The 24,137-nt window shown below is 59.6% G+C and carries 20 protein-coding genes; 7 read left to right on the top strand and 13 right to left on the bottom strand.

Annotated elements, in window-relative coordinates:
• Positions 1–55 precede the first annotated feature (55 nt).
• From BVH01_RS10425 to BVH01_RS10410, 4 genes are all read right to left on the bottom strand, one after another.
• Positions 56–1,834 carry a Mu transposase C-terminal domain-containing protein gene (locus BVH01_RS10425; protein ID WP_168177275.1) on the bottom strand — a complete coding sequence of 593 codons (1,779 nt, stop codon included), beginning with the start codon at positions 1,832–1,834 and terminating at the stop codon, positions 56–58.
• A gap of 916 nt (positions 1,835–2,750) precedes the next feature.
• Positions 2,751–3,395 carry an RraA family protein gene (locus tag BVH01_RS10420; RefSeq protein ID WP_075930253.1) on the bottom strand — a complete coding sequence of 215 codons (645 nt, stop codon included), beginning with the start codon at positions 3,393–3,395 and terminating at the stop codon, positions 2,751–2,753.
• 27 nt (positions 3,396–3,422) lie between these two features.
• A complete protein-coding gene (locus BVH01_RS10415; protein WP_075930252.1) occupies positions 3,423–4,397 on the bottom strand; it encodes a hydroxyacid dehydrogenase in 975 nt (324 codons plus the stop codon).
• Between the two features lie 8 nt (positions 4,398–4,405).
• Positions 4,406–5,740 carry an MFS transporter gene (locus BVH01_RS10410; protein WP_075930251.1) on the bottom strand — a complete coding sequence of 445 codons (1,335 nt, stop codon included), beginning with the start codon at positions 5,738–5,740 and terminating at the stop codon, positions 4,406–4,408.
• A 135-nt stretch (positions 5,741–5,875) separates the two neighbouring features.
• Between BVH01_RS10410 and BVH01_RS10405 the strand changes: the two genes are divergently transcribed.
• Positions 5,876–7,456, top strand: coding sequence for an IclR family transcriptional regulator C-terminal domain-containing protein (locus BVH01_RS10405; RefSeq protein ID WP_075930250.1), 1,581 nt, complete (start codon positions 5,876–5,878; stop codon positions 7,454–7,456).
• Between the two features lie 343 nt (positions 7,457–7,799).
• Here the strand turns inward: BVH01_RS10405 and BVH01_RS10400 are convergent, their stop codons facing one another.
• Positions 7,800–8,708, bottom strand: a complete 909-nt coding sequence (locus BVH01_RS10400; RefSeq protein WP_075930249.1) for a bifunctional GNAT family N-acetyltransferase/nucleoside diphosphate kinase regulator — start codon at positions 8,706–8,708, stop codon at positions 7,800–7,802.
• 248 nt (positions 8,709–8,956) lie between these two features.
• Here BVH01_RS10400 and BVH01_RS10395 point away from each other — a divergent pair, with 248 nt between their 5' ends.
• Positions 8,957–10,063, top strand: coding sequence for a YheT family hydrolase (locus BVH01_RS10395; RefSeq protein WP_083651933.1), 1,107 nt, complete (start codon positions 8,957–8,959; stop codon positions 10,061–10,063).
• A 45-nt stretch (positions 10,064–10,108) separates the two neighbouring features.
• Here BVH01_RS10395 and BVH01_RS10390 read toward each other — a convergent pair whose 3' ends face one another.
• The 7 genes from BVH01_RS10390 to BVH01_RS10360 all read right to left on the bottom strand — a co-directional run bounded on the left by BVH01_RS10390 (position 10,109) and on the right by BVH01_RS10360 (position 17,348).
• Positions 10,109–10,870 (bottom strand): amino acid ABC transporter ATP-binding protein, encoded by a 762-nt coding sequence (locus tag BVH01_RS10390; RefSeq protein WP_075930247.1) that lies wholly within the window; start codon positions 10,868–10,870, stop codon positions 10,109–10,111.
• Positions 10,867–11,769: an amino acid ABC transporter permease gene (locus tag BVH01_RS10385; RefSeq protein WP_075930246.1), complete on the bottom strand. Its 903-nt coding sequence runs from the start codon at positions 11,767–11,769 to the stop codon at positions 10,867–10,869. The genes BVH01_RS10390 and BVH01_RS10385 overlap by 4 nt, the downstream gene beginning before the upstream one ends.
• On the bottom strand, positions 11,766–12,662 hold the full coding sequence (locus BVH01_RS10380) for an ABC transporter substrate-binding protein (protein WP_075930245.1): 897 nt from the start codon (positions 12,660–12,662) through the stop codon (positions 11,766–11,768). The genes BVH01_RS10385 and BVH01_RS10380 overlap by 4 nt, the downstream gene beginning before the upstream one ends.
• A gap of 3 nt (positions 12,663–12,665) precedes the next feature.
• Positions 12,666–14,015 carry an LLM class flavin-dependent oxidoreductase gene (locus BVH01_RS10375; RefSeq protein ID WP_075930244.1) on the bottom strand — a complete coding sequence of 450 codons (1,350 nt, stop codon included), beginning with the start codon at positions 14,013–14,015 and terminating at the stop codon, positions 12,666–12,668.
• A gap of 9 nt (positions 14,016–14,024) precedes the next feature.
• Positions 14,025–15,335 (bottom strand): MmgE/PrpD family protein, encoded by a 1,311-nt coding sequence (locus tag BVH01_RS10370; RefSeq protein WP_075930243.1) that lies wholly within the window; start codon positions 15,333–15,335, stop codon positions 14,025–14,027.
• A 152-nt stretch (positions 15,336–15,487) separates the two neighbouring features.
• Positions 15,488–16,288, bottom strand: coding sequence for an exodeoxyribonuclease III (xth, locus tag BVH01_RS10365; RefSeq protein WP_075930242.1), 801 nt, complete (start codon positions 16,286–16,288; stop codon positions 15,488–15,490).
• An 85-nt stretch (positions 16,289–16,373) separates the two neighbouring features.
• Positions 16,374–17,348, bottom strand: coding sequence for a helix-turn-helix domain-containing protein (locus BVH01_RS10360; protein ID WP_075930241.1), 975 nt, complete (start codon positions 17,346–17,348; stop codon positions 16,374–16,376).
• 190 nt (positions 17,349–17,538) lie between these two features.
• Here BVH01_RS10360 and BVH01_RS10355 point away from each other — a divergent pair, with 190 nt between their 5' ends.
• From BVH01_RS10355 to BVH01_RS10345, 3 genes are all read left to right on the top strand, one after another.
• Complete coding sequence (locus BVH01_RS10355; RefSeq protein ID WP_075930240.1) at positions 17,539–18,915, top strand: aspartate aminotransferase family protein; 1,377 nt, start codon at positions 17,539–17,541, stop codon at positions 18,913–18,915.
• Between the two features lie 28 nt (positions 18,916–18,943).
• On the top strand, positions 18,944–20,398 hold the full coding sequence (locus BVH01_RS10350; RefSeq protein WP_075930239.1) for an aldehyde dehydrogenase family protein: 1,455 nt from the start codon (positions 18,944–18,946) through the stop codon (positions 20,396–20,398).
• 87 nt (positions 20,399–20,485) lie between these two features.
• Positions 20,486–21,049, top strand: a complete 564-nt coding sequence (locus BVH01_RS10345; RefSeq protein ID WP_075930238.1) for a cytochrome b — start codon at positions 20,486–20,488, stop codon at positions 21,047–21,049.
• 300 nt (positions 21,050–21,349) lie between these two features.
• Here BVH01_RS10345 and BVH01_RS10340 read toward each other — a convergent pair whose 3' ends face one another.
• Complete coding sequence (locus BVH01_RS10340) at positions 21,350–22,684, bottom strand: hypothetical protein (protein WP_075930237.1); 1,335 nt, start codon at positions 22,682–22,684, stop codon at positions 21,350–21,352.
• Positions 22,685–22,927: 243 nt separating this feature from the next.
• Here BVH01_RS10340 and BVH01_RS10335 point away from each other — a divergent pair, with 243 nt between their 5' ends.
• Together BVH01_RS10335 and BVH01_RS10330 are read left to right on the top strand one after the other, a co-directional pair.
• A complete protein-coding gene (locus BVH01_RS10335) occupies positions 22,928–23,320 on the top strand; it encodes a DUF6152 family protein (RefSeq protein ID WP_075930236.1) in 393 nt (130 codons plus the stop codon).
• A gap of 57 nt (positions 23,321–23,377) precedes the next feature.
• Positions 23,378–24,133 (top strand): hypothetical protein, encoded by a 756-nt coding sequence (locus BVH01_RS10330; protein ID WP_075930235.1) that lies wholly within the window; start codon positions 23,378–23,380, stop codon positions 24,131–24,133.
• The last annotated feature ends 4 nt before the right edge of the window (positions 24,134–24,137 follow it).

Genomic DNA, 24,137 nt, shown 5'->3' with positions numbered 1-24,137 from the left:
AACAACTGAATCCATTCAGCTGGCTAGAGCCTTCCTGCCAACAAGTCGCACTTTATTACGATTTGTTGGTATCGTAGAAGGTCGGCGGTTGGTCGAAGTCAACTGCGTCACTTTGATCTGTAAACTCATCTAGTCTCACTGAGTATTTAGATTGCGACGGTTTTTTAGGTTTAGGCTTGCTCCCTTTTTTACCAGTCGGCTGGTCATTCCTAATTGGTGTATCCGCTGCATTGACGTTTGCTTGACTCCTATAGTCCTCCTCACCTTTCTGTCTCTTTTGCTCACGTTTTTTCTGTTTTTTCTCTTCAGCCGTTAGACTCACTTCCTTCTTCACTTTTGACTGAGTTTTCGCGTAAGATTGGGCACCTTCCTTAGTCATCGTGCCTGCCCTGGCTTTTTGTGTCCCATGACGTCCCCACTGGTAGGTCTCATAGTCACTACTTCGGTTGAATGGATTCCGAACACATGGAATCTCTTTGAAGTCACCATTTAGATTAACGAATATATGACCTAGGTCGTACGGGTCGTACTTGACCACCACCCTGTCACCGACCTTATCGGCCAAATCGGAACTGGAATAGTATCTCCTCATCATTTCAATCCCCTTGACAACGATAGGCTTACTCATCTCGGGGTAGAACCTATACTTAAAATTCGTATGAAGCTTGGGGTCCAAACTACGAATTTTATTATCATTTTTTTCGCACCACTCGTTCCAAACATTAGCAGGGGTATCACCGATTCCCGAATGGACCATGTTGTGATAGGAGTGTATGTGATAGGCAAGTATCGTGCGTAAGCCATTCAACCCAATCGCAGCTTCCTTCTCGCTGTTAAGATGTTTGCGCTCTACTGGATTCGAACCTGTGGTACCTGGAAGCGGGTGAATATTCTTAAGCATGATTTTGCCGATCAGGCTTTCTATGTGGCCACCCTGATGCTTTTGTGGTATATCGCGGTGCACCACATTTATGTCAAACTCCTTCGCGTTTAGAACAAATACATCCGAGATAAACTCTTTTGCATTATCCGTGTGAATGACTTCAGGTAGCCCACTAAAAGGTAAGAGATGTTCAGGGAGGCCGAGCCTTTGGAGAAGTTCTTTTTTTGATAAAACACAACTTTCCATAAGCATGCCGACTGATACAGCGCTAGGTGAAAGTAATGAGACGTAAAAACCTAGGATCACACGACTGTAAAGGTCGATGGCAACGCTTATGTAAGGTCTTCCTAGCACAACTGTCCTATCGTCTTCATCGACCACCATTAGATCTACTTTCGTATGATCAAACTGCACCCATTGCAGTGGTCTTGTTACCTCCTTGTAGCCAGGCTTTAGCTTAAATCGCTGTTTAACCTGTTCAGCCGAGTGAGTCATGGCATATAGTTTCTTCTCACCCAGATTTTTCATCCAAGCTCTAACGACGTGATAACTTGGTCTTGGAATCCTTCTATTATCAGCCTGACCCTGGCAAGACTTCCATACTGCCGAAATGCTCTTATACCTCGGATAGACCTCTAGGACCATCTCTTCGATTAGCGCTAGTACTTCAGGGTCTTGTTCACTTAACCCCTTCTTACGGCCCGGACCAGTCGCTAATAGACTGCGGTAAGAGTTTGCTCCCCGCATCTTTTTGCGTAACTTGTAAAGCTGCGCCTTTCCAACTCCTATAACCTCCATTGCTCGCTTTGCACTGATATTTCCTGCAATGAAGTCCTTTAGTACTGAATATCTATTTGCGGCCTGCTGGTGTCTCGCTATATCTTTTTCAGAACTGTCTGACCCCAGAATTATTCCAGGTTCATCTGCACCTGATTCCTCTGAGTCGCTCACTAGCGTTGTCTCCATAATTCGTTTAATGGCTAGTTACTTATTTGGGCGACGCTAGGAGGCTTTATATTTTTAAAGAGCGGGTCATGCATATGTTCGTATTTACATTGAACACAGTCTTGCTTCTCCAAACACCTGAGTCAACACCCCCTCTGTGCTCGGCAATAGAGGCTAATTATTTTTTCTTTTAATTTACTGTAATTCAGGAATCTGACTAAGACCAGTAACGACGCGGCTTCGGCGTCAAGCAGGAAGGAGTGCTCGATTAGTTGATATGAACTTATTGACGAGCCATTAGAACTTCCGATTTGATAAATCAAGCCATTCTAGGCCGCAGACCTTAAAATCCATCTAAATTTTAAGTGCATATATTTTGTATTGAAGGCGCTTCGTAAGGTTTTTTCTTCTTATTAATTTGATTCATGTCTATTGGCACAGGAACCTAGATTCACCTTTGAGTTAATCGGTAGACATTCCACTTTTCTTTTGATTCTTCGGGAGACTATCCTCCAAAAAGTCTCCTCATTAATCGAAGGGCATAGAATTTCTCTTTAAAAACAGTACGTTATGGGAGTCTCCTCATTTCGCGATTCTCACACTCCCTAACTCATGCTCTCTTCTCACTGCTGTTTCATTAATCGCCGGTTAGCATCGCATGGCACGATCAGACTGGTCGTACCTCAATTGCTCTGCTAACCGCTGGGGCTAACGATCTCAAAGGTCGCTGGATCATCACTCGCCCGATCAGGCAGAAACTTTGCGGATTCAGCAAAGCATCAAGCGTTCCCCTAACCCTCAATCTTCGGGTTCAGCCTCAATGCTTTCTCGTAACACCCGACAGCCTCGGAAGCTTGGCCAAGTGCCTCGATACGTTATTAGGCAGGCATTCCCACGCCCACTCGAACCGGTTATGTCGCGATCAACGATTGCCGACGGACGCACGAACGCGCTCACGAAAAGAAACCTCAAAGTCATTTTGCGTCTTGAGCCTTTCCGCCAACGTTGGAAGGATGTGGCGACTGATAACTATGACGCCATCTCGATCACCAAGAATTGCATCGCCTGGATTGCATACGACGTTGCCGCAAGCTACTGGGGCACCAACCTGGCCTGGGCCGTATTTCGACGGGCCAGCTGGATTTACAGCGCGAGCGTATGTGGGCAATCCCATCACATCCAGCTCCTCGATGTCTCTGACGGCGCCGTCAATCACCACAGCAGCAACCTTCTTGAGCAGACAAATCTCGCCTAACAGATCACCGAAGACAGCACGATTGGTTTCACCATTCGCGTTGACGACAAGTACGTCACCCGGCTGTGCATCATCCAAGGCACGGTGAATGGCAAGGTTGTCCCCCTCCCTCGTCAGCAAGGGCATAATGGTTCCAAAGAAGGAGGGCTTGCCAGCGACATGATGAATCGCTGAAGCCATCATTCCCATGCGCTGAAGAACGTCACCGATCAGAGCGATTGGATAATGGGAAATCTCCTCGATCAAGCCAAGGTCGGCACGTTCCCAACCCTCACTTACATCGATGCTTTCATCAGAGACATTAATGAACATATTGACCTCAGTGTGAATTCGTAATGCTTAGCTGAATTTCTTGGCTATTGGCTCATTGACCGGGTGCGCAGGCGACTCGCCTTTGAGAACGGCGGAAATGGCATCCACAGCGCTCATGCCCACCCGCAGAAGAGACTCATTTGTCTGCCCCGCAACGTGGGGCGTCACGATTAAGTTCGGCAACTCGGCAACGGGAAACTTGCTGTGTTTGAGCGGCGAGATCATGTCGATGTTCTCGGCATCCAGAACATCGACACCCGCACCTGCAAGCTTTCCACGAGTCAGTGCTTCGGCGAGAGCCGTCTCGTCAACTACCCCTCCTCGGCTGGTGTTGATCAGAATGGCGCCGGTTTTCATCTTCTCGATTTCAACCGCACCTATTAGATTTCGAGTGCCCGGCAGAAGCGGTACGTGAAGGCTGACTACGTCTGAATTCGTCAGTAAGGTATCGAGATCGACGATCCGGCTGTCGTAACCGGAATCGTAAGCCGGGTCGGCCAGCAGCACCTTCATGCCGAACGCTTCCGCCATCGGAGCGACGTATTGGCCAATGCTGCCGAAGCCGATTATCCCCATCGTTCGACCTTCCAGCTCGATGCCGGTGAGCGACAGACGATCTTCAGCCCACACGCCACTGCGCGTCTGATCGGAGGCGAATTGAATCTTTCTGCAAAGCCCAAGAAGAAGCGCGAAGACATGCTCGACCACACTGCGCCGATTCGCACCAGGTGTATTGGTAACCCAAACCCCATACGCCGCTGCGGCCTTGTAGTCCACATTGTCATAACCGGCACCATGGCGTGCCACGATGCGCAACTTCGGAGAGGCCGCGATCATCTCGGCGGTGATATGCCCTCCCCGTAGGAAGACCGCATCGACTTGCTCCTGAATGTCTGCATATGAAACAGCGTTGGCTCCGTAGCCGAGCGTAACGTTTCCAATTTTAGAAAGTTCACGTACCACATCTTCATGAATTGGGCTGGTCACATAAATCAAGGTCATCTTTCAACTCACGAAAATTGGTGGCTGTTGGTATCGTTTTGTACTGGGGCATTCTTGCGAACTGTTGATATAACAATCAGGCCAATAACACCCGCGGTGCAGAGAATGTAGGCAGGCGCCGATTGATCGCCCGTCGCGCCGACCAACCAAGTTGCCAGATACGGGCCAATGCCCCCACCAAGAACTGCGCCCACGCTATGCCCGAACGCCACGCCCGTATGACGGATGTGCGTAGGAAAGAACTCCGGCATTACGGAATAGGTGCCAGCCTGGCAGAGCGCATAGGGGATCATGCCAACCGCAAGTCCTAGGACGGCAAGGTTGATCGAGCCCTGCTGCATCAACATAAAAGACGGGATCGACAGCAAGGCATAAGCGATATAAGACATCCGCAAGATCGACTTGCCGCCCCGAGAGGATCCAAGTTGCCCCGCAAGTGGAATCAGGAACGCTGCCAGAATCACTGCGATCAGAACGATGGTTGAAGCCTGGCTTTTCGAATAACCGAGTATTGAGCTGAAATACGCAGCGATGAAAACGGTGCCGATGTAAGTACCCGTGTTCTGAACCAGCGAGATCAGAATAACTTTGGAGAGTGCACGAGGATATTTACGAATCAGCTCGCTGAAGGGAGCGCTTTGCTTACTGGCAGTTTCCTCTTTCTTGGCTTCGAACTCAGGACTGTCCTCGATACTCAAGCGCATCCAGAGACCGACGATACCAAGGGGCAGTGCCAGCAGGAACGGAATACGCCAGCCCCATTCAAGCATCTGCGGATCAGTGAGATTCGCTGCTGCCAACCCGGCTATTGCAGCGGCCAACCCTTTACCGAATTGCGCAATGGAAGGCAGGAAGGAGATGTACAACGCTCGACGAGATGGCGGAGCCCACTCGCGAATGTAGCTCGCCGCACCACCGATCTCTCCGCCCGCAGAGAAGCCCTGAAGCATTCGTAGTACGACGAGCAGGATTGGTGCCCAGACGCCGATCTGCGCATACCCCGGAAGTAATCCGATAAGGGTAGCGGCTGCGCCCATCAGGGTAATGCACGCGATCAGACTGGTACGCCTACCGACCTTGTCACCCAGCCAGCCGAATGCCACGGCACCGAGGGGGCGTACCAAAAATGCTGATCCGAAGACCAGAAAAGTATTGAGTAACCCGGTTGTCGGGTCATCCGAGGGGAAAAACACCAGGGCTAGAGTGGCAGCCACGTACCCATAAACGCTGAAATCGTAATACTCGACGAAAGTGCCAAATACCGCCGCTCGCGTGGCTTTCTTGGCCTTTCTGGTTTGTTCCACCTGTGCGACCGGTTCCGTCATTGCATTGTTGTTGTTCATCGCTACTCCGGGGTTGTACGACGCCATTTCAAATAATGGGACAGCGTCCTACTATTGTTTTTTTCTAGCATCCAGAACCATTCGACGCTTGTCAACATCTGGCGGATTTGCGGTTTCCTGCTGCTAGAGCCCAAAATGAAGGCCCCGATAGACGATCCGAATGCGATGAACGAAGCTCAAGCTGCTGTGGCACCCATGACGCCAACGGGCTCTACTTCCAGCCATACCAGGCTCGTCGAGGTATTGGACGCGCTCGTTAAGCGATCAGCGGCTGAGCCCTGGGGGGTTCGCGAGCTCGCTACCGAACTGAACGAAAGCCGAAGTACCGTGAATCGAATTCTGGTATCGCTCGTCGAGCGAGGACTTGCGGTAGAAGTTGGGGCAGGAAAGTACAACGCAGGCCCTAGGATGACGGTCCTCACCAACGCATTGAGCGGTTCGAGCGTATTGCTGCGCGAGGGCAAACGTTCACTCGACTCGCTAGCCGATGCCACTAGAAGCACGGCCCTGATCTCGGTGTACTGCCCAATCAGCCGCGGTTACTTCGTGGCAGCGAGCGGTGAAGCCGCTGCCACGCTCTCGTTCCGGCCTGAGCTGGGGCGTATCTATCCCCTCTCATTCGGTGATATAGGCCGCCATTTCACCGCTTTTTTCGAGCAAGAACCTGTAGGGCTGACACATGATTGCGCGCCCAGTGTTTTAGGGGAAACAACGAGAACCGAGCGTCAGGATACGGCGGGTTTGCTTTCAGAATCGGAGTTTCCCAGTGCTACATCTATCGCGACCAGACAACTGTCGAATGGGCTTCTGATTGCAGTTTCCACTCATTCGATCAGAGCATCAGAACCGGAGAGAAACGAGAATGCCGCTCCTTGCGTCTCGCAGCTCATCGATGAGATGGACGCGCAGATCGAGATCCTTGAGCCGGGCAGTCTCAAGCCCTTCTCGGCGTTGCCAGACGAAGACACCACATCCACTGCCTATCGCCTTGAAAGGCTCCTACTGCTCACATGCGTCCATCCTGAGGGGTTGAAAAACAACGCCGAACTTCATGAGCAATTGCTCTGCAATGGAGCCACGGCCAAGCGTCTCGTACAGTCGGCTATTCAGGCCGGAGTGGTCGTCGCGCAAGATGGCATCCTTTACCCAGGCGCCAGGCTTCATAAGTGGGCAGCCAAACTGGGTAGCCATCCGTCTGGCTTGGCGGATCTCGCCCGCTCGATTCTCCTTGATCTGGTGCAAGAAACTGGCGAGACGATTGCGTTTCTGTCTTATGACGAATCGAGTCGCAAGGCCCGGTATCTGGATGTAATTCAGGGGTGGCGGCCCATCCAGTACAAGCTCCAAACCCAAATTGACGTTCCACTTTATGCAGGCGCGTCCGGGAAAGCCGTTTTGGCGTATTGCGCCCCCGGCACGATCGACTCGATCGAGCTGAAGAAGATTACGGAAGCCACCATCACCTCCTACGAAACCCTCAATGCCGACCTCAAAATGATCAGGGAAAGGGGCTGGGCTACTGGCGACGGTGAGCGCGTCATCGGTGCCTTCGGCTGCGCTACTCCCTTCTTCGTCGATGGGAAGATTCGTGGCTCGATCTCCGCTACGATTCCGCAGTACCGCAAAGAGGATCTCGATTTACCCAGGCTCACCGAACTGATGCTCGAAGCCAGCAGGAAAATAGGAAAACTGCTGTCTTTGGGGACGATGCAATAGGCCATAACGATGGCAGGCCAACGCTGCGGCCTGAGTAGCCCAAGCAACAAGTGCGGTGACTGGGGGCAGATTCGCCGAACGCGATCAGTTGCCCTTGGGGCGAGGCTCTTCAGAACCTGTTCAAGATCTTTGTGCGCATAAAGCAGAAGCGGTCATCGCGCGCCGCCGCCTCTTTAGGAGGGGCCTGGCGGCGATCCGCGTTAGCCCCGAGCGTTTCATCAAGGCAGACAAGAAAGCCTACAGATACTGCGCACAGCGCCCGCTTTCGCCCCACTTGGTAGCCAAACCGACGAACCTGTACGGCAAGACTATGGACAGGCTCTTGGGGAGGCTTCCTCAGCCACTAAAGATGAAAATCCCCCGCCGCCTCCGGCTGATAAAGCACCTTCCTGATCTCGATCTGCCGCGTGCGGCCCGCGATGCGCCAGTCGATGGCGTCGCCTTCCTGATAACCCAGGATGGCGGCGCCGAGGTCGGAGCACACGGAATGCTTGCCGGCGCTGCTGTTGGCGTCTTCGGGGTAAACCACGGCCACTTCGATTTCTTCGTCGTCCAGTTGCACCAGGGCTCTGGTGTTCATCGTGACGACGGTGCTGGGCACCTGATCCGGCTCGACGACAATGGCGCGTTCGAGCTCGTGTTCGAGTTGGACGACCGGGCCTTCCTCCAGTGCGATCAGGTTGTCGAGCTTGGCCTTGTCCATTTCGGTGATGTAGATCCCGGGGGCATCGCGGAAGGCATCTTCGCGCAGCAGCTGCAGGTAGCGCCCGGCCGTCATGGCCCATGAGGTCAGGGTCGGTGTTTCGCTCTCGAGTTCGAAGCCGCTGCGCAGAAAGGCGTTCTGCGAGCGCTGGTTGTCCGGGTGAATCTTGGCGATGAGCTTCCTGGCGCGCATGTCGAGAAACGCCAGCTTCATGCCTTCGCGGATGGTGCGGGTGCCGAGATTGCGGCCCCATTTTTCGCTGTCGCCGATGGCCAGGACGATCTCGCACTCGGGTCCATTCTTGATCAGGCGCACGAAGCCCACCGGTTCGTCGTGCCGGTCGTAAGCCATGAAGAAGCGGCCGTCGCGGTTGAACAGATGGGTCAGGATCGGCAATTGCGTCCGATCGATGGCGTGTTCGATGGACCGGGAGACATCTCGTGAATCGCTCAGGTAGCAGGTAACGCGATCATCTTCCAACCAGTCCATCAGCTTCAGCGCATGTGCCCGAGTGATTTCCGGGCACAGCGAAATGAAAGGCTTGGTCATCTTCACCACACATATTTGAAGGTTTGAAGCCCTTCATGGCTATGGCCATGACGGTTCTTACGGTAACCGGCTAGTTTAAAGCATCAGGCGACTAATTCCGACCCATCCGGGCGCTCGATCTGGCTCGTCAGTTGGACAGATAGCGCGCAATAACTGCCCTCACCCGCCTTCATTCACCCAGACCACGCGGCAATCCGGCGCCGCAGCCGGTAAGATTGCCCGGCTGAGAACGCTCATGGGGGCATTGAATGACAACCGCGATGGTCGCGCTGTGCGTATTTCTGATCGGCTTCGCCGCTTACTACCTGGCCACCGCCGCGCGTCGACCGCAGCTGACCTATCAGGCCAACGCACACAATGCCGAGTTGCTCGCCAGGCTGCCACGCCTGACGCGGCGCTTCTGGGCCACCCCCTGGGCCGTCAACGGACACCTGCAGATTTTCGTCGCCGGTATCCAGGAAGCGCTCTCCCCTCGCCTAGTCTATGACCAGGTCGAGATGCTGCGTATGAGCGATGGTGGAACCACGGCATTGCATTGGCTGGGCGCCGACTTGCCGGCCCACACGCCGACCCTGGCAGTGCTGCACACCATCACCGGTACACCGCAGAGCATGCGCGTGTTCGTGCGTGACATGCAGCGCCTCACCGGCTGGCGGATCGTGCTGTGCGAGCGTCGCGGCCACGGCGAGTTGCCGCTGACCAGCCCGCGCTTCAACACCATGGGCGACACCGAAGACCTGCGCGAGCAATTGCGGCAGATCGGCGAGCGCCATCCCCACTCCCCGCTTTACGCCGCGGGTATTTCGGCCGGTACCGGCCTATTGGTGCGCTACCTTGGCGAGCAAGGCGATGACACGCCGTTGCACGGCGCCTTTGCCTATTGCCCGGGTTACGACATCGAGGTGGCGTTCGCCCGCTCGCGAGCACCCTACAGCCGGGTGATGGCGAGAAGGCTGGTACGCCAGTTCGTGACGCGCAACCGCGAAGCCCTGGCGACCTGGCCCAGCCTGGCGCGGCTCGAGGGGGCGCAAAGCCTGGATGAATTTCACCAGCACCTGTACGAGTGCGCTGGCTACGACAGTTGGCAGGCCTACCTGGACGGCTGCAACCCGGTTGCGCTGATGGATCGCGTCAGCGTGCCGCTGCTGGTGCTCAATGCCGAGGACGATCCCGTCTGCGTGGCGGATAACGTGCGCGAGCATGTACACGCCATGGCGCGCTTGCCCAGAACGCTGCTGGCCGTCACCTCGCGCGGCAGCCATTGCGCCTACCTGTCGGGGCTTACCGCCAGGCCCTGGGCCCATCACCTGGCGGCGGAATTCCTGCAAGCCGTGCACGCAGGCCGGGCGGGATGACGATGCGCCTGGTGGTGAGCGAGAGGCTCACTACCAGGCGACGCGTCACAGCACGCTGGCCAGGAACTCGCGCAGCCGTGGATGCTGAGGGCTGTCCAGCAAGGCGCGGGCATCGCCCGCCTCCACCACTTTGCCGTTGTCCATGAACACGATGTTGTCCGCCACCTCGCGGGCAAAGCCGATTTCATGGGTGACCACCACCATGGTGATGCCCGAGTGCGCCAACTGCTTCATCACCTGCAGCACTTCGCCGACCAGCTCGGGGTCTAGCGCCGAGGTCGGCTCGTCGAACAGCATCACGTCGGGCTGCATCGCCAGCGCCCGGGCGATCGCCACGCGCTGCTGCTGGCCGCCGGACAGCTCGCGCGGCCAGGCCTGGGCGCGGTGCGCCAGGCCGACCTGATCGAGCAACTGCATGGCCCGCGCCTCCACCTCGGCGCGTTTCTGGCCGAGGATGCGGATCGGTGCATCGGCGATGTTCTGCAGCACCGTGCGGTGCGGGAACAGGTTGAACTGCTGGAACACCATGCCGATGCGCTGACGCTGCCGGGCGACGGCCTTCTCCGGCAGTTCGTAGAGCGCCTGGCCCTTGCGGCAATAACCGATCAGCGTGTCGCCGACGTGGATGGTGCCACCGTCGAGCTTTTCCAGGTGGTTGATGCAGCGCAGCAAGGTCGACTTGCCCGAGCCGGACGGCCCGAGAATCACCGTCACCGAGCCGGCGGCAATGTCCAGGTCGATGCCGTGCAGCACCGTATTGCCGGAAAATTGCTTGTGCACGCCACGCAGGCGGATGGACTCGCTCATGACTCGGACTCCTGCGTGCCTTTGTTGCGGCGCAGCCAGCTTCCGCGCGCCGGGCCATTGCCGCGGCTGAACCACACCTCGATGTAATGCTGGAGCACCGACAGCACCGAAGTCATCACCAGGTACCAGAGGGTGGCGACCAGCAGCAGCGGGATTACCTCATAGGTGCGCTGGTAGATGATCTGCGCCGAATAGAGCACGTCCTGCAGGGCGATCACCGACACCACCGCGGTGGTTTTCAGCTGGCCGATCACCTCGTTGCCGGCCGGCGGCAGGATGGTGCGCATGGCCTGGGGCAGCACGGTCTGACGAAAGATCTGCCCGGGGCGGTAGCCGAGCGCCTTGGCGGCTTCCAGCTGGCCCTGACCGACGCTCTGGATGCCGGCGCGAATGATTTCTGCCGCGTACGCGGACTGGTGAATCACCAGGGCCAGCACCGCGGCGCTGAACGGGCTGATGATCTCGTTGGTTTCCGCGCTCCACACCTCGCCCACCAGCGGCAGGCTCAGCGACAGCTGCGGATACAGTGCCGCGATATTGTACCAGAGAAACAGCTGCACCAGCATCGGCACGGCGCGGAAGAACCAGGTGTAGGCCCAGCTGACGCTGACCAGCACCGGGTTGGAAGACAGCCGCATGAGGGCCAGCAGCGTACCGCCGGCAAAGCCGAACACCACCGAGATGACCGTCAGTTCGATGGTCATCAGCACGCCGGCGAGGATCGATTCTTCGGTCAGGTTCTGCGCCACCACGTCCCATTCGAAACGCGGGTTGTTGACCATCGAAGTGCCCACCAGCGACAGCAGCAACAGCACGATCAGGGCGCTGAACCAGCGCCCCCAGTGACGGTGCTTGACGATGCGCAGCCCGGCGATGTCGTCGTCAGGCCGTTGGCTCATTTGAGGTTTTCTGCGTTGAGGCCGGCGGATTCGACAGCGCCGAAGCCGATTTCCCACTTGTCGAGGATCTGCTGGTAGGTGCCGTCCTTGATCAGCGAGTTGAGCGCCGCCTGGATCGGCTTGCCCAGCGGCGAGTCCTTGGCCAGCGCGATGGACACGATGGTGTCCTCGATGGTGATCTCACCGGCCAGTTTCAGCGCCTTCACCTGGCTGGCCTGGTAACGCAGGCCTTCGTACGGGCCGAAGAACATCGGCACGCGGCCGCTGATCACTGCCTGCACGCCGGCTGGGCGATCCGGGAAGATCGGCACCTTGATGGCCGGTTTGCCATCGGCCACGCACGCCTCGCTGGCCTGCTGCAGGCGCGTGACCTGGGAGGTGCCGGCGCCGGCGCCGACGGTCTGGCCGCACAGCTCGGCAAAGCTGTTGAACGGGCCTTTGTCGGAATCCGCGCGGCCGACCAGTGCCAGCTTGGAGGCGTTGTAGTAGCCGACGAAATCGACCTGTTCCAGGCGCTTGGCATTGGCGTCGATGTTGGAGATCGCCGCGTCGTAACGCCCGGATTTCAGACCTGGAATGATGTTGTCGAAGCCGCCGGTGTCACGCAGGTCCAGCTTCACGCCCAGGCGATCGGCAACCGCGCTGATGATGTCGATCTCGCGCCCGGCCAGGGTCTTGTTGTCGGCCTGGTAGAAGGTGGTCGGCGGTGTGTTCGGGTTGGTGCCGGCGATGATGCTGCCACGCTTCTTGATGGCTTCGGGCAGGCTGTCATGCAGCGCGGCATCGGCCTCGGGCTTGGCGGTGGCGTTGAAGGGCACGCCCTTGTCGGCGGCGAAAGCGCCGGTCAGTGGCAACAGCGCGAAGGCGGCAGCGGTCAGTGCAGAACGTTTCATGGGTCATTCCTTCTCGGTTGCCAGCGGGGCAACGGCGGCAAAGTTTTCAGCAACGCTAGGCAGGCCGAGGTTCTCCCGCAGCGTGCTGTATTGGTAATCGGTGCGGAACAGGCCGCGACGCTGCAGTTCGGGAATCACCAGCTCGACGAACAGCTCGAGCTGATCGGGCAGCACGGCCGGCATGATGTTGAAACCATCGGCGCCGCCCTGCTCCAGCCAGTGCTGGAAGTCATCGGCGATATCCTCGGCCGTGCCGACCACCACGCGGTGACCGCGCGAGCCGGCAGCCACTGCTGCCAGTTGGCGCAGGGTCAGGTTCTCGCGGGCGGCCAGCTCGGTAAGCAGCTTGACGCGGCTCTGGCTGCCTTCGGTAGCGGGGATTTCCGGTACCGGACCGTCGAGCGGATAGGCGGTCATGTCCACGCCGAAACGCGCCGAAAGCTGCTCGATGCCGTTGTCGATATCGACCAGTTCGTTGAGCTGGTTCCAGACTGCCTGGGCCTCTTCACGGGTGCGACCGACGATGGGCATCACTCCCGGCAGAATCAGCAGGTGGTCGGGCTGGCGACCGGCGTCGCGCACGAACTGCTTCTGGCTCTGGTAAAAGGCCTGGCCCTCCTCCAGCGACGATGCAGCGGTGAACACCACTTCGGCGGTTTGTGCGGCCAACTGCTGACCAGCAGGCGACGAACCCGCCTCGATGATCACCGGGCGGCCCTGGGGCGAACGGGCGATGTTCAGCGGGCCCTGCACCTGGAAGTGCTTGCCCTTGTGGTTGGCCGCGTGGATCTTGCTTTCGTCCGAGTAACGTCCGGTGTCCTTCTCGCGGACGATGGCGCCCTCTTCCCAGCCATCCCACAGTTTGAAGGCCACATCGAGAAACTCACGGGCCATTTCATAGCGGTCGGCATGGGACGGCAGGTCTTCACGGCTGAAGTTGCGCGCCGCGTCGAGGGAGAACGAGGTGACCACGTTCCAGGCGCCACGGCCACGGCTGATATGGTCCACCGAACACAGCGCGCGCGCCAGGTGGAATGGCTCGTCGAAGGTGGTGGACGCCGTGGCGGCCAGGCCGATGTGTTTGGTCTGCACGGCCAGGGCCGAGAGCAGCGTCAGCGGTTCCAGGCGCGACATGGTCGAGGGCAGGCGGTGCACGCTGGTGGCCAGGGCGTCGCCGACGAAGAACATGTCGAACTTGCCCTCTTCGGCCTTCTTGGCGATCCAGGTGAACCAGTCGATGTCGGTGGGCGAGCCTTTCGCGCCCTCGGCACGCCAGCCGCCCACGTGGTGCCCCAGCGCCTGCACGAACAGGCCGAGGCGCAGTTGACGGGGTGAAGCAGGTTGCACGGACATAACGAATCCTTACTGACAGCTAATGAGTGAAGCCAGGCGATGCAGCGCGGCATCGTCAGCGAGTTGCAGATCCCCGCTGATCGCGGCCAGCCGCGCCTCGGGCAGGGATCGAAGATTGGTGCGCAGCTTGGCCAGCACGTCGGTGGGCGCGGCGGCGGTTTCCATGCGAGTCACGCAGTGGCTGTGGGACGTGCCATCGGCCATGAACAGCGTGACGCGGTGAAAGCGCCGATCCGGATCGAGCTCATCGGCCGGCGCACGCGGGTCCGGTACGCGCTTCACCCGTGCGGCCAGCGCGGCGATCTGGGTATCGACCGGTTCTTCGCCGTAACGCTCAAGGGAGATGGCGCCGTTGAGCAGCGCATCGGCGATCACGTATTCGAGGCTGAAGCGCGCCTGCACGCCATTGATCGGCGCGATGATGTTGGGCGCGGTGTCGGCGCCCGGCGGGAAACTCACCTCGATATGCTGCACGGTATGCAGGTCGGCGCCCAGCCGCTCGCGCAGCACGAACGCGGCCTCCGCCGCACTGTGGGTTCCACCGCAGGTGGGATAGCGCTTGAATTCCAGGCCTGGCGCGATGATCCGCCAGGGTGCGCCCCACCCGGCCAACAGATCATCCGGGCGTTCGACGCCGTAACCCAGAGCGGCCAGAAATGCCTCCAGCACGCCGTGACGTTGCGCGGCAAAACCGGCCCGGGCCAACTCGACGCTGTTGATCGCACCTCGCGCGGCCAGGCCGGCATGCAGGGCCTTGGCAGCAGAGCCGAACTGGGCTCGCAGCCCCGAAGCCTGGGTCGCGGCCAGGCCGAGGGCGGTTTCGCTTTGCTCAGGCGTCAGGCGCAGCAGCCGGCAGGCAGCGCCCGTCGCCGCGATCACGCCCAGCGTCGCGGTGCTGTGCAGCCCGGCGGCGTAATGGCGGGTACCGATGGCCTTGCCCAGGCGCCCGGCCAGTTCGACGCCGACGACATAAGCATCGAGAAAATTCTCGAAAGTCAGGCGCGGATGATTCGCGAGCACGGCCAGCAGCGTCGACAGCACCACCGTGGTCGGGTGGCCGCGGAACGTCGCATGGTAGTCGTCGAAATCCAGCGCGTGGCTCATGTAACCCAGCTGCAGGGCATGATTCTCCGTGCTGCGCGCTGCGGGAAACACCTTGCGAACCGAGGTCAGCCCCGAGTCCCGCAGCAAACCGAGCTGCACGGGCAGCAGGCAGGCGAAGTAATCGATCACGCCCTCGCGGGCGCGTTGACGCTCATCAGACCCTGGCTGGCTGTCGGCAAGCGTTCTGGCCAATTGGCCACTAAGGGTTGTGTTCAAACGGCACCTTTGAAGTAAGGCTTTGACCTGTATCAATAAATTCGTGCAATCGAGCATTTTCCTATTCGGCCATAGTCGCCGCAAATATGAAAAAACTCTTTGCATATTCCTAAAATGAATAAGAAATCAATCTTCTGATATGAGCCTCGCGTTTACCTGTCGCGCTTTTTGCGGCTGCCCAGCTGGATCCAGGTCGGCGCATGGTCGCTAGGGTGCGCCTCGCCACGCACCCAGGTGTCCACGCCGGCCGATTGCAGATAGGGTGCCAGCGCCGGATTGAGTAACAGGTGGTCGATACGCAACCCGGAGTTGCTCTGCCAGTGGCGACGGAAGTAATCCCAGAAGGTGAAGAGCTGCTCATCAGGGTGCAGCGTGCGTAGCGCATCCACCCAGCCCTGATCCAGCAAGCGCTGAAAACAGGCGCGACTTTCGGGTTGTAAAAGAGCGTCCTTGAGCCACGAGCGGGTGTTGTAGATGTCGAAATCGGTCGGTACCACGTTGAAGTCGCCGGCCAGCACCACCGGATGCTCGCTGGCCTGTAACGGCTGGGCATGGGCGATCAGATGTTCGAACCATTTGAGCTTGTAATCGAACTTCGGCCCGGGCTGCGGGTTGCCGTTGGGCAAATACAGGCAGGCCACCACCACGCCCAGTACCGCGGCCTCGATGTAGCGCGCCTGGGCGTCCCACTCGGCGCCGGGCAGGCCGCGACGAATCTCCAGTGGCTGAGTATCACGGCCGAGAATCGCCACGCCGTTCCACGATGTCTGCCCCTGATACACCACGCCGTACCCGGCCGCTTCGATATCCCTGGCCGGGAACGACTTGTCGGGCGTCTTCAGTTCCTGCAGGCACACGATGTCCGGCTGCTCGCGCTCCAGCCAGTCCAGCAAATTGGGCAGCCGGGCGTTGATGCCATTGATGTTGTACGTGGCGATTCGCAAGCGCTTCATCGTCAAGGTCCGGAACGGTCATGTCCAGGCTATGACCGATTCCAAGAACAATCGATGCTGCAGAGTGATGGATGGCGGCGCCTGTTCAAGCCCGGGCGTAATCGGCAATGGCAGCGCGTGTGGTATGCGACGGCAACTCGGCGAACAGCGCGTGGTACTCGGCAGCGAAATGGCTGAGGTGATAGAACCCCCATTGCGCCGCCGCGTCGCCAATCGACAGGCGCGCCGCCGGGGTGGCCATCAGGGTTCGCCGCACACCGTTGAGGCGTACCGAGCGCAGATAATTGAGCGGTGTGGTCTCGGCGACCGCGTGGAAGCTGTTCTGCAAGGTGCGCCGGCTGACTTGAAGGCGCTCACACAGATCGGTCACGCTCGGCGCGCAGGTCATTTGCGCCGCGACCAGCCGATGGCATTTCTCGACGATGAAGCTGCGTGTCGAACTTGGCGAGCGTTGTTGCTTGTCGCAGGCCGGGTCAATCATCAGTTGCAGCAGTTCGTCGAGCATGGCCTGCTCCAGGGCCAATTCGCCGGGCCGGTCGCATACGCCGTCGGGCGCCGCGCGGCTCAGCGCCTGAGCGAACATCGCCAGCAGGCGGCGGCGCGCATCGGCGAAGCGCCTAGGAGGCAACCGGATCACCGGTTGGCGCAGCAGCTCAGCGATTTCCTTCTCCGCGGCCGTCTGCGCCAGGGCCTGCTCGAACATTTCGCGTTCGAAGGTGACGGACAGCAATTGCATGCCGGTTGGCATGTGGAACATGAATTCCTCCCCACCGTTGAGAAAGAACAGGCTGCTGTCGTCCACATCGCGGCCCTGCATGCGCACCGATCCGGGCACATTGATTGGCAACGCAAAACACATGCGCCCTCGCGGCGCCTCGCCGTTCTGCACCACACGCTGATTGATCTGTTCCAGAAACAGGTGGCAACGCTCGGTGATCAGTTGGGTGAGCGAGCTTTCCGAGGCTCCAGCGCTCAGCTGGCTGTAGTCCTGGCTCCACTGCTGCACCGTGGCGGCATGGACGTGGATGTCACGAAAATGGCTGGTGTGGTGGGTGTTCATGGCCTGCAGCGCCCTCGCCGCGCGTGTTGTTCTAAGGTGGCCCTAACCGCGGATAGTCGCACACCGAGCTTCGCTCGTGAACGCCCCGTGCACCTGTGGTGCACGCGCCAAGTGCCGATTTGGGATACCGGCTTCGTACGCGCAACGGAGATGATCGGCTCACCTGAACCGACATCCCGTAGAGGCCGTCATGAGCGAAGCCAAACTCGAATCCCTGCACTTTGCCGATGCCCCGCAAATCATTTCCAGCGTCCTGCCCGGCCCGAAAGCCAGCGAGGCCCTGGCTCTGTCTGCGCGCACCGAATCGATGGCGCGCGGCGGTGGTCGCATGCCGATCGCCATGGATCGCGCCTTTGGTGCGACCTTCAAGGACCCGGACGGCAACACCTACATCGACCTGTCCGCCGGCGTGGGCGTTAGCAGTGTCGGCCGCTGCCACCCCAAGGTGGTAAAGGCCATCCGTGAACAATCCGAAGTGCTGATGCACGCGCTGGAAATCAACAGCACCCGCCGCACCGAACTGGCTGCCAAGCTGTCGGAGATCGCGCCGGATGGCCTGCGTGGCGACTGCGTCACCTTTTTCACACAAAGCGGCAGTGATGCGCTGGAAGCGGCGATCAAGTTCGCCAAACGGGTCACCGGCCGCCACCAGATCATCGCCTTTCACGGCGGCTACCACGGCGTATGGAACGCCTCGGGTGCGCTGACCACCGGCAACGCCTACCGCAAGGGCTATGGGGCGCAGATGGGCGGTGTGATTCACGCGCCCTACCCGTACGCCTACCGGTTCCCGTTCGACACCACCCACAAAAGCGCCGAGCAGATCGCCGGCGAGTACGTGGACTATCTGCTCAACACGCCCTACACCGCCGCCGACGACGTGGCCGCGGTGATCGTCGAACCGGTGCAGGGTGAAGGCGGCTACGTGCCGCCCTCGCCCGAGTTCCTGCAACTGCTGCGAGAGGCCTGCGACCGCAGCGGCGCGCTGCTGATCGTCGATGAGGTACAGGCCGGCGCCGGGCGTACCGGCAAGATGTGGGCCGTCGAGCACTCTGGCGTCAAGCCGGACATGCTGACCTTTGGCAAGGGCATCGGCAGCGACCTGCCGATGGCCGGCCTGATCATGCGCTCGGATCTGGCCGCCAAGATTCCCGACGGGTCGATGCCCAACACCTTCGCGGCCAACTCACTGTCCGCGGTGGTGGCGCTGACCAACATCGCCATCCTTCAGGACCCGGAGCTGGACCTGCTCAATCGCGCTCATGCCGTGGGCCTGGAAGCACAGGAACGCATCCGCGGCTTCAACAGCCCGTTCGTGGGCGAAGTGCGCGGCCGCGGCCTGATGATCGGTATCGAGCTGGTCGAAGACCCGGTCACCAAGGAGCCGCTGTCGCGCGACAAGATCGGCCAGCTGATGGGCTACCTGATCAACCACGGCGTGCTGATGATCCCCTGTGGCCGCTACAGCAACGTGATGCGCGTGATGCCGTCGCTGACCATCTCCCGCGCGCTGTTCTTCAAGGCACTGGACATCTTTGGCGACGCCCTGGCGTCGCTCAAGGCTTAACCCACTCTCATTTTTCGTGGATACGCACATGACTCAGCATCTGCAACACTTCATCGCCGGCGCTGCCGCGGACTCATCCGACGGTCGCCGTTTCGACCTCATCGATCCGGTGACCGAGAAGGTCTACGGCAGCTCCGCCCGCGGCACCGTCGAGGACGTCAACCGCGCCGTGAAAGCCGCCCATGAGCAACTCGAGGGTGGCGCCTGGAGCCAACTCTCCGGCTCCGAGCGCAGCCGCCTGCTCAACAAATTGGCCGATCTGGTGGAGCGCGACAGCGAATTGCTGGCCGACTTCGACGCCAATGCCATCGGCCGCTCGCCGACGGAGCCGCGGCGCATGGACCTGCCCAACGCCATCGCCAACCTGCGCGCCGCTGCCGGCTGGGCCAACCAGCTCGAAGGCCGCACCATTCCCAGCGGCGGCTACTTCGGCACCAAAACCCTTTCGTACACCGTGCGTGAGCCAATCGGCGTGGTCGGCGCCATCGTGCCGTGGAACTCGCCGTTGATGATCACCGTGTGGAAGCTCGCCGCCCTGCTGGCCGCTGGCTGCACCGTGGTGGTCAAACCGTCGGAAGAAACTCCGCAGTCGGCGTTGCACCTGGCCGCATTGGCCAAGGAGGCTGGCTTTCCCGATGGCGTGATCAATATCGTCACCGGTTTTGGCGCCGAAGTGGGTCGCGCCCTCTGCGAGCACCCGGACATCGCCAAGATCAGCTTCACCGGCAGCCCGGAAGCAGGCCGCGAGATTCAGCGCACCGCCGGCGTTCTGTTCAAGCGCGTGGCCCTGGAGCTCGGCGGCAAGAGCCCGCAGATCGTTTTTGACGATGCCTCCTTCGAGGATGCCCTGTTCGGCTGCTCGCTCGGCCTGTTCGCCAACCAGGGCCAGGTTTGTGCTGCCGGCTCGCGCATTCTGGTGCAACGCGGCGTCGCCGAGCGTTTCGCTGCGGCATTGGCCCAGGCGGCCAGCTCCGTGAAGGTTGGCGACCCGCGCCAGCCCGACACCCAAATGGGCCCGGTGGCCAAGAAGGCGCAGTTCGACCGCGTCAACCGCTACATCCAGCTGGGTATCGATCAGGGCGCGACGCTGCTCGCCGGCGGCGTGTCGAATCCCGACCAGGGCTTCTTCGTGCGCCCGACCATTTTCGCCAATGCCCGCAATGACATGGCCATCGCCCGCGACGAGATCTTCGGCCCGGTCGGCACGGTGATCACCTTCGATACCGAGGAAGAAGCCATCGCCCTGGCCAACGACTCCAGCTACGGCCTGGCCGCCACCGTATGGACGACCAACCTGGCCCGTGCGCATCGCGTGGCCGCAGCCCTGAAAACTGGTGCGGTGGGCGTCAACTGCTGGAGCCCTCTGGACGCCAACCTGCCCTGGGGCGGCGTGAAGACCAGCGGTATCGGCCGTGAAGGTGGCTTTGGCGGCGCGGTCGCCTACACCGAGGAAAAAGTGGTCACCGTCCTGCTGCCCAGCTGAGTGCGTTCCAGCAATGGCCTGCGCCTCCTGGTGGTTGCAGGCCATTGCGATTCCTAAGGCCCTGATGATCGATAAAAAGAGACTGCGATGAATACGACAAGAAAAGAACCAGTCGACCGCTATCCAAGATCCCTGCTGGTGCTGCACTGGGTACGTGCGGTGCTGATCCTCGGCCTGTTGTGGGCAGGCTGGCATATGACCGGGATGAGCGACGATATAGAGAGCAAGTTCGTGCTCTATTACCCCTGGCACAAATCATTCGGCGTGCTGGCATTTCTGGTGGTGGTGATCCAGATCGTCATTCGCCTGAAAACGCCCGTGCTGCCCAAGCCACCGCTGACCCTGGCAGGCCACGAGCGTGTTCTCGCGCAACTGGTACAACGTTCCATGTACGTGCTGCTGGTGTTGGTGCCGCTGATGGGTTACTCGATGTCCAGCACCTACACCATGAGCGACGGCGTGTACTTCTTCGGCGTCAACCTGCCGGAGTTGCTGGCCAAAAACGACGACTGGTTCGTGGTCTTCCAGTGGCTGCACAAAACGCTGGCCTACACCCTGCTCGCCTTGATCGTGCTGCACGTCATCGGTTCGCTGAAGCACCGCTTCTTCGACAAGGACAAGCGCAACGATGTACTCAAGCGCATGCTGTAAACAACGATAAACCTGCAAAAAACAAGCGCCACCCTTGGGGTGGCGCTTGTTTTTGTGGGCTGAAAACCCTTAGAACCTGTTCAAAGTCTTGTATGCGCATGAAGAGGCAACTACAAGGCAGAAGCAGCCGTTCGCCGATCCACAGTGGGAGCGCGCCATGCGCGCGAACAATCGCGGGCATGAACTAGGCGCCCCCGCCCGCTCCCACAAATACCCCGCCGATGTCAGCCCCACTTAGCCGCCAAAATCGACGAACCTGGGCTTAAAGATGATGAACAGGTTCTTACCCATAGCGTTGAATCAGAACTCCATCCACACGATGAACTGCATGTAGGTGTTGGTGCCCGGCCCGCTTTGCAGCCCGCCGGTTTCCCGCCATTTGTCAGGCTTGTAGAAACCCACCAGGGGCGACAAGGTGATGTTATCGGTCACCATCCAGTCCACGAACAGGTCGATCTCCTGGGCGCTGTAATCCTGCTCGTCACGCCGCGACAACTGGTGGAAGTTGAAGTACATGGCGTTGAGGGTCAGCTTGTCGGTTGGCTGCACGGAAAACTGCACATCGTTGATACGCATGTTCGAGGTGACCGAGCCCGCATAGTTGACGCCGACTTCGCCCTGCAGGCGCTTGCGGTAGCCGCCCTGGAACAGGAAATCCCAGCCTTCCGAATAGCGTGAGAAGCGGTAACTGACCGCCGGCTTCCAGCGCACCTCGCTGAAGGTGTAGCCAGCATCGAAGAACATCGCCCGTTGCGAGCCCGAGCGTTTTTCCTGGCGGGCCACCTCGAAGGCGAAATCGGCATCCTCGATGCCGGCGTTGCCCTGGCCACGGATGCTGTAGATATCCATGCCCTCGCGCTCCATACGATCACCGAAGGCGTAATGCTCATCGACGTGCAGACCATGGATGTAGGTCGAACCGATCGAGCCGAACGCCGTGGTGTAGTCGACGGTTGCCGCAGCGACCTCGGTCTTGGACTGCCCGGGGCTGTCGATCTTCAGCCACATCATGCTGCCGTGCAGGCCTTCGGTGCCGCCAAGCTTCAATACCGCCGAGTTGCCGAATGCCAGGCGCGGGCCGAGATAGAAGGCACCGCCGCGATCGAAGCGGCCATCGGACACTCCCTCTATGGGGTTGAAAGCACGGCCGGGCGAGAAACCGTCATCGGTGATCAGAAAGCCGTCCAGCGTGACGATCTGCCGGCCGATGGAAAAGTCCACGCCATCGGTGCCCAGTGCCGGAAACAGATCGGCGGACTTCCACCCCAGGTAAGCGTCTTCCAGCGAGGTTCTGCGTTCCTCGCCGGTAGTCAGACCGCCTGGGTCGCCATCACCGAACGACCCCGAACTGATCATGCTGAGGCCGCCGTAGACCGAGCCGGCGTCGATTTTATCGGTGGCGCCCGTCAGCCCGTATTTGATGAAGCCTTCCTGCCAGCGCATTCGATCTGGCTCGCGCTCTGGGTCTCCCAGGTAGTTCTTGTTGGCCGTGTACCAGCCGAACCCTGCCCAGATCTCAGCGTTGAGCACGGTGGCGCCGCCGTTTTCGTTGTACAGCTCATAGGCCCGCGCCGGTGAGCCGACCGTACAGAGTGCGAGCAATGACACTAGTGGGGCGTAACTGTGGGTACGCATGACGTCTCTCCTGTTGTTGTTATTGATGAGGCGAGCCGCGAGTGTTTTCCCCGTAACCACGACAGCGGTATCCCATATCAGCAACGAACGACGCTGCACTCACACGTATTGGTTGATTACCTGGCTGGCTGCGCCAGAAAACAGCATCCAACCGTCATTCGTTGCCATTTTGGGATAAGGCCCAGCAGGTACCCGGCCCTATGCTCGGCGCCATAAGAACAAATAAGAACCGAGGTACCTGTCATGACCCTTGTCTCGTTTCCCCCGCTTTTGCGTCAGCGCCGCTGGCTGCTCGCAGCCCTCGTCACCTGTGCCCTCCCCGGCGTAGTGAGCGCCCACCATTCCTTCGCCATTTTCGATCAGACCAAGACGGTGACCATCAAGGGCGTGGTTTCGCGTTTCGCCTGGACCAACCCCCACGTCGCCATCTACATCGACGCCCCCGGCCCACCTGAGCAGCAATTCAAGATCGAGACCGGCAGCGTCAACGCGCTCAAGCGCACGGGTTGGAAAGCCAATGTGATCAAGGCCGGCGATGAGGCTGAGGTGACCTTCAAGCCCCTGAAGAACGGCGAGCCCGGCGGCTTGCTGGTCGAGATCAAGATTGGCGACACGGTGCTCACCGGCGGCGGCTGATTACCGCGGTAGCGCTGCACGACGACCGCACTGAATCCACCGGCTGGAGACACCTGCATGAAACCGACACGACACCTGGCACCGGTAGCGTTGCTGCTGGGCGCGCTTTGCATGAGCTTGGTCGCCACCAGTGGCGCAACCGAAATCGCCGCGACCAAGCCGAATATCAGCGGCACCTGGGAGCGCACCCCGGACGACTGGTTCGGCGAAGACCCGGACGATCCGGTGCTGCCGGGCGGCCCCATGCCACTCAAGGAGCCGTACGCCAGCCAGTACGCCGAGCTGAAGAAAAAGCAGGCAGAGGCCAACGAGGCCGGCACGCCACTGGCGACCACCAGTGCCAAGTGCCTGCCCGAAGGCATGCCGACGCTGATGGCGGCGCTGTTTCCGATTCAGATCATCTATGACGACAAGAACGTGATCGTGCTTGGTGAGTACCTGCAGCAGGTGCGCCGCATCATCCTCAACGAACCGCTGCCGCCTTTGGACGAACTCGACCCGGTCTATCAGGGGCATTCACGCGGCCGCTGGCAAGGCGACACCCTGATAGTGGAAACCCGCGCCATTCGCACCGACGTGACCTTCTACGACGTGCCCCACAGCGAGGGCGTGAAGGTCACCGAGCGCATCCGCCTGACGGCGCCCGACCACCTGCAGAACCGCGTGACGATCGAAGATCCGCAGCTGCTCACCAGGCCTTATGAATTCACCTTCGAATACAAACGCTCGGACTACCGCATCGAAGAGTACGTCTGCGAGAACAACCAGATCGTCATCGACAGCGAAGGCAAAGCCACCCTCAAAACGGACTGAGTGA

The sequence above is a fragment of the Pseudomonas sp. PA1(2017) genome (assembly GCF_001945375.1).
Taxonomy (GTDB): Bacteria; Pseudomonadota; Gammaproteobacteria; order Pseudomonadales; family Pseudomonadaceae; genus Aquipseudomonas.
This window is presented reverse-complemented; position numbering and strand designations above follow the sequence as displayed.

Coding starts and splice junctions, on each gene's coding strand:
- BVH01_RS10410 (WP_075930251.1), bottom strand. CDS start 5,740: ATGAACAACAACAATGCAATGACGGAACCGGTCGCACAGGTGGAACAA.
- BVH01_RS10345 (WP_075930238.1), top strand. CDS start 20,486: ATGAATACGACAAGAAAAGAACCAGTCGACCGCTATCCAAGATCCCTG.
- BVH01_RS10360 (WP_075930241.1), bottom strand. CDS start 17,348: ATGAACACCCACCACACCAGCCATTTTCGTGACATCCACGTCCATGCC.
- BVH01_RS10330 (WP_075930235.1), top strand. CDS start 23,378: ATGAAACCGACACGACACCTGGCACCGGTAGCGTTGCTGCTGGGCGCG.
- xth (WP_075930242.1), bottom strand. CDS start 16,288: ATGAAGCGCTTGCGAATCGCCACGTACAACATCAATGGCATCAACGCC.
- BVH01_RS10420 (WP_075930253.1), bottom strand. CDS start 3,395: ATGTTCATTAATGTCTCTGATGAAAGCATCGATGTAAGTGAGGGTTGG.
- BVH01_RS10405 (WP_075930250.1), top strand. CDS start 5,876: ATGAAGGCCCCGATAGACGATCCGAATGCGATGAACGAAGCTCAAGCT.
- BVH01_RS10380 (WP_075930245.1), bottom strand. CDS start 12,662: ATGAAACGTTCTGCACTGACCGCTGCCGCCTTCGCGCTGTTGCCACTG.
- BVH01_RS10375 (WP_075930244.1), bottom strand. CDS start 14,015: ATGTCCGTGCAACCTGCTTCACCCCGTCAACTGCGCCTCGGCCTGTTC.
- BVH01_RS10415 (WP_075930252.1), bottom strand. CDS start 4,397: ATGACCTTGATTTATGTGACCAGCCCAATTCATGAAGATGTGGTACGT.
- BVH01_RS10390 (WP_075930247.1), bottom strand. CDS start 10,870: ATGAGCGAGTCCATCCGCCTGCGTGGCGTGCACAAGCAATTTTCCGGC.
- BVH01_RS10355 (WP_075930240.1), top strand. CDS start 17,539: ATGAGCGAAGCCAAACTCGAATCCCTGCACTTTGCCGATGCCCCGCAA.
- BVH01_RS10395 (WP_083651933.1), top strand. CDS start 8,957: ATGACAACCGCGATGGTCGCGCTGTGCGTATTTCTGATCGGCTTCGCC.
- BVH01_RS10335 (WP_075930236.1), top strand. CDS start 22,928: ATGACCCTTGTCTCGTTTCCCCCGCTTTTGCGTCAGCGCCGCTGGCTG.
- BVH01_RS10350 (WP_075930239.1), top strand. CDS start 18,944: ATGACTCAGCATCTGCAACACTTCATCGCCGGCGCTGCCGCGGACTCA.
- BVH01_RS10340 (WP_075930237.1), bottom strand. CDS start 22,684: ATGCGTACCCACAGTTACGCCCCACTAGTGTCATTGCTCGCACTCTGT.
- BVH01_RS10385 (WP_075930246.1), bottom strand. CDS start 11,769: ATGAGCCAACGGCCTGACGACGACATCGCCGGGCTGCGCATCGTCAAG.
- BVH01_RS10400 (WP_075930249.1), bottom strand. CDS start 8,708: ATGACCAAGCCTTTCATTTCGCTGTGCCCGGAAATCACTCGGGCACAT.